The sequence below is a fragment of the Sphingobium sp. genome, from assembly GCF_041987595.1.
Taxonomy (GTDB): Bacteria; Pseudomonadota; Alphaproteobacteria; order Sphingomonadales; family Sphingomonadaceae; genus Sphingobium.
The window spans coordinates 1-3,773 of sequence record NZ_JBHIWJ010000183.1; the positions used below are offsets into that span (position 1 = coordinate 1).

The following is a 3,773-nucleotide window of genomic DNA, read 5'->3' on the forward strand; positions in this document are numbered from 1 at the left end:
CGGCCAGATCGCCCGCATCCTTGGTTGCCGCACGATCGGCATCGCGGGCGGGCCGACCAAGGTGCGACGCTGCGTGGAGGAATATGGCTATGACCACATCGTCGATTATCATGCCGGGAATGTGGGGGCAGCGATCGCCGAGCACGCGCCCGAGGGCATCGACATCTATTTCGACAATGTCGCAGGGGCCATCAGCGATTCGGTCCTGCCGCATCTGGCCCAACGCGGGCGTGTCATAGTGTGCGGAACGGCATCAATCGACCGCTGGGATCCATGGCCGATGGGGCCGCGCGTCGAACGGCATCTGCTGGTCAAGCGCGCCCGCATGGAGGGCTTCGTCATCTTCGACCATCTCGATCGCTATGCCGAAGCCACGGCGCAATTGCGGACATGGATCGCGCAGGGTCACCTCACATGGCGCGAGGACATACTGGAGGGGATCGAGGTCTGCCCCGACGCGCTCGCCGGTCTTTATCGCGGCGAAAATGACGGCAAGCGGCTCATCCGTCTCGTCTGATCTGGGAAGAGGACACAACTCATGGAGTCTCTGGAAGGGCAAATCGCCATCGTTACCGGCGCATCGTCGGGCATCGGCGCGGCCAGCGCCCGTGCGCTTGCTGAAGCGGGCGCAACCCTGGTGCTGGTCGCCCGCCGCGCCGACCGCCTCACCGCACTGGCCGATGAACTGGGCCGTGGCAGCACGGCCTACGTAGCCGATATGGCGGATCCTGACGCGCCGCAAAAGCTGCATGATTTCGTCTTGGGTCGCTTCGGCCGGGCCGACATATTGGTCAACAATGCCGGTATGCTGCATGCCGCGCCGATCGACGCATTCGACCTCGACCAACTCCGCCCTATGATCGCGATCAACTATGAGGCAGTGGTGCGCGCCAGCACCCTCTTCGCGCGGACAATGAAGGCGGCCGGCAAAGGGCAGATCATCAACATATCCAGCATCGGCGCGAACATCACCGCCCCCGGCGTGGGCGTCTATGGCGGCCTCAAGCGCGCGCTGGAGGCCTTTACAGACTGTCTTCGCGTTGAGCTTGCCGGATCGGGCGTCAAGGTAGGGATCGTCGCGCCGGGCACGACCAGCACCGAGATTTTCGAGGATATGAAGGCCAGGGGGCAACCGTCCTGGGACAGCTTCATCCCGCCGATGCAACCCCGCGACATTGCGGAAGCCGTCGCCGTCATCGCGCAACAGTCCGAACGCACCAACATCGCCCGCATCCAGGTCTATGCCGCAGCGGACAGTCATTGACGCCCCGGCCCGTGCCGGAGCGTCCTGTCATCAGTCAAGCGTGGCGTAGGCGTCCAGCCGGAACGGATTGACCGCGCCGCCATCGCGCATCTTCGCCACCCATTGCGCGTCCATCAGGAGGGCGCGGCCGACCGCGATCAGGTCGAATTCGCCCCGCGCCATCCTGTCGGCCACCAGCGCCAGATTGTCGGTCATGACGGTCGGCTGCGCGAAGGAGGATTGCAGATCCTTGCTGAGGCCCACGCCGCCGACCGCTATGGTCGGCTTGCCAGTCAGCTTCCTGATCCAACCCGCCAGCCCCATGTCGGAACCCTCGAAGGCCGGCGTCGTGAAAATGCGGGTGCTGGCGTCGAATATATCCACCCCCGCCTCAACGAGCGGAGCGAGCATCGCTTCCAGTTCCGCCGGCGTCTCCGCATTGCGCGCGTCATAATCCTGCAGCTTCCACTGGGAGAAGCGGAAGATGACCGGAAAATCGGGCGCGGTCGCGGCCCGGATCGCCCGCACCAGCTCGACCGCGAAGCGCGCCCGCTCGGCAATCCCGCCGCCCCAGCGATCTTCCCGCATATTGGTGTGGCGCCACAGAAAACTGTCGATCAGATAGCCATGCGCCCCATGCAGGGCCACGCCGTCGAAACCCACCGCCTTCGCATTGGCCGCGCTGCGGGCGAAGGCGGCGATCAGGTCGCCGATTTCGCTGTCGGTCAGCGGCGCGGTGGGCGCGCGCACCTGTTCCAGATAATCGGGCGGCACGATCGCTTTGTCGGTCGGGCCCCAGATGCCGGACGGACGGGCTGACGGCGCATCGGGATGATAGCCCGTGCCCGGCACGCGAATGACGCCCTGATGCCATAGCTGGGGGATGATGAGGCCGCCCGCGTCATGCACGCCGGCCACGATGTCGCGCCAGCGCGCCAGCGCTTCCTCGCCATGCAGGACGGGCGAAGCGCCGCCGCCCATGGTTTCGCGTCCCACTGCGGCGGGATGATCGACCCCCACCCCTTCGGTGATGATCAGCCCCACATCGGCTTCGGCACGCCGCCGATAATAGCCGGCCACCCCTTCCGAGGGGATGCCGCCCGGCGAGAAATTCCGCGTCATCGGCGCCATCACGAACCGATTGCGCAGGTGAAGCGAGCCGATCGTGAACGGTGTATATAAAATCTCGGCCTGCCCCATCAACGCGATCCTCTCATCTGCCTGTCAAACGACCGTGCCGCAGGGAACGAGCGCCAAAAACCTATCGAGCGACAGGATATCCGCCCCCCCGGACCCGCGCATGGTCACGCCGACTTCAGACTTCTTCGATGGCAAGGGCGGACTGCGGACAGGCTTCGGCCCCTTCCCGGGCCAGTTCCTCCAGTCCTTCGGGGACGATCTCGTCGTCCACATACACGATACCATTGGCGTCGAGCTTGTAAATTTGGGGGCATATCTCGGCGCAAACGCCATAGCCGCAACAGGCCGCCTTATCGATCACAACTTTCAGTTTCTGGCTCATCCAGCCTCTCCTTCCTATTAAAGACACATTACACCTTGAACAGATTTAGTTCAATATGTATAACACGACTCAATCAAGGAAATCCTCCAGGAGAGCAAGATGCTGCACAATGCCGGGCTGACGCTGAGCGACGGAACGACGCTTGACGATCTCATCAACCGCGACATGAACGAGGTGTCGCTGCGCGTGATGAATGACAAGGAGCTGTATGAGCTGGAGATGGAGCGCGTGTTCGCCCGAACCTGGCTCCTCCTTGGCCATGAGTCGGAAATTCCCAAGGCCGGCGACTATGTCATGCGCGACATGGCCGAAGACAATGTGATCGTCTCGCGCGACCGCAGCGGCGAAATCCACGTCATGCTGAACGTCTGCCCCCATCGCGGCATGAAGGTCTGCACGGCCGAAGCGGGCAATGCCCACGCTCATCGCTGCATCTACCATGGCTGGGCCTTCCGCGCGGACGGCAGCTTCATCGGCGCCCCAATCGAAAAGGAGCAGATGCACGGCAACAAGCGCTCCAAGGACGAACTGGGGCTGAAGAAGGCCCGCGTCCACCTCTATGGCGGCCTGATCTTCGCCACCTGGAACAAGGATCTGTCGTTCGAGGATTATCTGGGCGACGCCAAATTCTATCTCGATCAGCTTTTCTGCCGGACAGACAATGGCCTTGAGATGCTTGGCCCGCCGCAGCGTTTCGTGCTGCCGTGCAACTGGAAGATCCCCGGCGAACAGTCCGGATCGGACGGCTTCCATACCCTGACCCTCCATCGCTCGCTGATGGAAGGCGGCATCATGGGAGGCACGGCCGAGTCGATCTATGACACCGCGCCGGGCATGTATGGCGTCGACCTTTCGGTGCCGCAGGGTCACACGCTGCGTTGCCTGGAGGCGGCGCAGACCTTCAAGATGTTCGCCGACGTCAGCTTCGAAGGAAAAACGACGGAGGAACGGCTCCATCTGCTGCCGCCGCCGGGCATCACCAAGGAATTGATCCCGCAGCTGTTCAAG

5 protein-coding genes are annotated in these 3,773 nt (G+C 63.3%); 3 read left to right on the forward strand and 2 right to left on the reverse strand.

Features of this window, described 5'->3' with window-relative positions:
* Together ACFC3J_RS22430 and ACFC3J_RS22435 are read left to right on the forward strand one after the other, a co-directional pair.
* Positions 1 to 517 (forward strand): zinc-binding dehydrogenase (locus tag ACFC3J_RS22430; RefSeq protein ID WP_375198142.1); only part of this gene is annotated, 517 nt, incomplete at its 5' end.
* A 21-nt stretch (positions 518 to 538) separates the two neighbouring features.
* A complete protein-coding gene (locus ACFC3J_RS22435) occupies positions 539 to 1,264 on the forward strand; it encodes an SDR family oxidoreductase (protein WP_279729303.1) in 726 nt (241 codons plus the stop codon).
* A gap of 30 nt (positions 1,265 to 1,294) precedes the next feature.
* Here ACFC3J_RS22435 and ACFC3J_RS22440 read toward each other — a convergent pair whose 3' ends face one another.
* Both ACFC3J_RS22440 and ACFC3J_RS22445 read right to left on the reverse strand, forming a co-directional pair.
* Positions 1,295 to 2,443 (reverse strand): NADH:flavin oxidoreductase, encoded by a 1,149-nt coding sequence (locus ACFC3J_RS22440; protein WP_375198143.1) that lies wholly within the window; start codon positions 2,441 to 2,443, stop codon positions 1,295 to 1,297.
* Positions 2,444 to 2,558: 115 nt separating this feature from the next.
* On the reverse strand, positions 2,559 to 2,765 hold the full coding sequence (locus ACFC3J_RS22445; RefSeq protein ID WP_066563029.1) for a ferredoxin: 207 nt from the start codon (positions 2,763 to 2,765) through the stop codon (positions 2,559 to 2,561).
* A 99-nt stretch (positions 2,766 to 2,864) separates the two neighbouring features.
* On the opposite strand from ACFC3J_RS22445, the gene ACFC3J_RS22450 reads away from it, so the two are divergent.
* Positions 2,865 to 3,773, forward strand: a 909-nt coding sequence (locus ACFC3J_RS22450) for a Rieske 2Fe-2S domain-containing protein (RefSeq protein ID WP_375198144.1), incomplete at its 3' end; no start/stop codon positions are given.

Excerpts from the sequence above, each read along its gene's own strand:
- ACFC3J_RS22435 (WP_279729303.1), top strand. The coding sequence starts at position 539 with ATGGAGTCTCTGGAAGGGCAAATCGCCATCGTTACCGGCGCATCGTCG.
- ACFC3J_RS22440 (WP_375198143.1), bottom strand. The coding sequence starts at position 2,443 with ATGGGGCAGGCCGAGATTTTATATACACCGTTCACGATCGGCTCGCTT.
- ACFC3J_RS22445 (WP_066563029.1), bottom strand. The coding sequence starts at position 2,765 with ATGAGCCAGAAACTGAAAGTTGTGATCGATAAGGCGGCCTGTTGCGGC.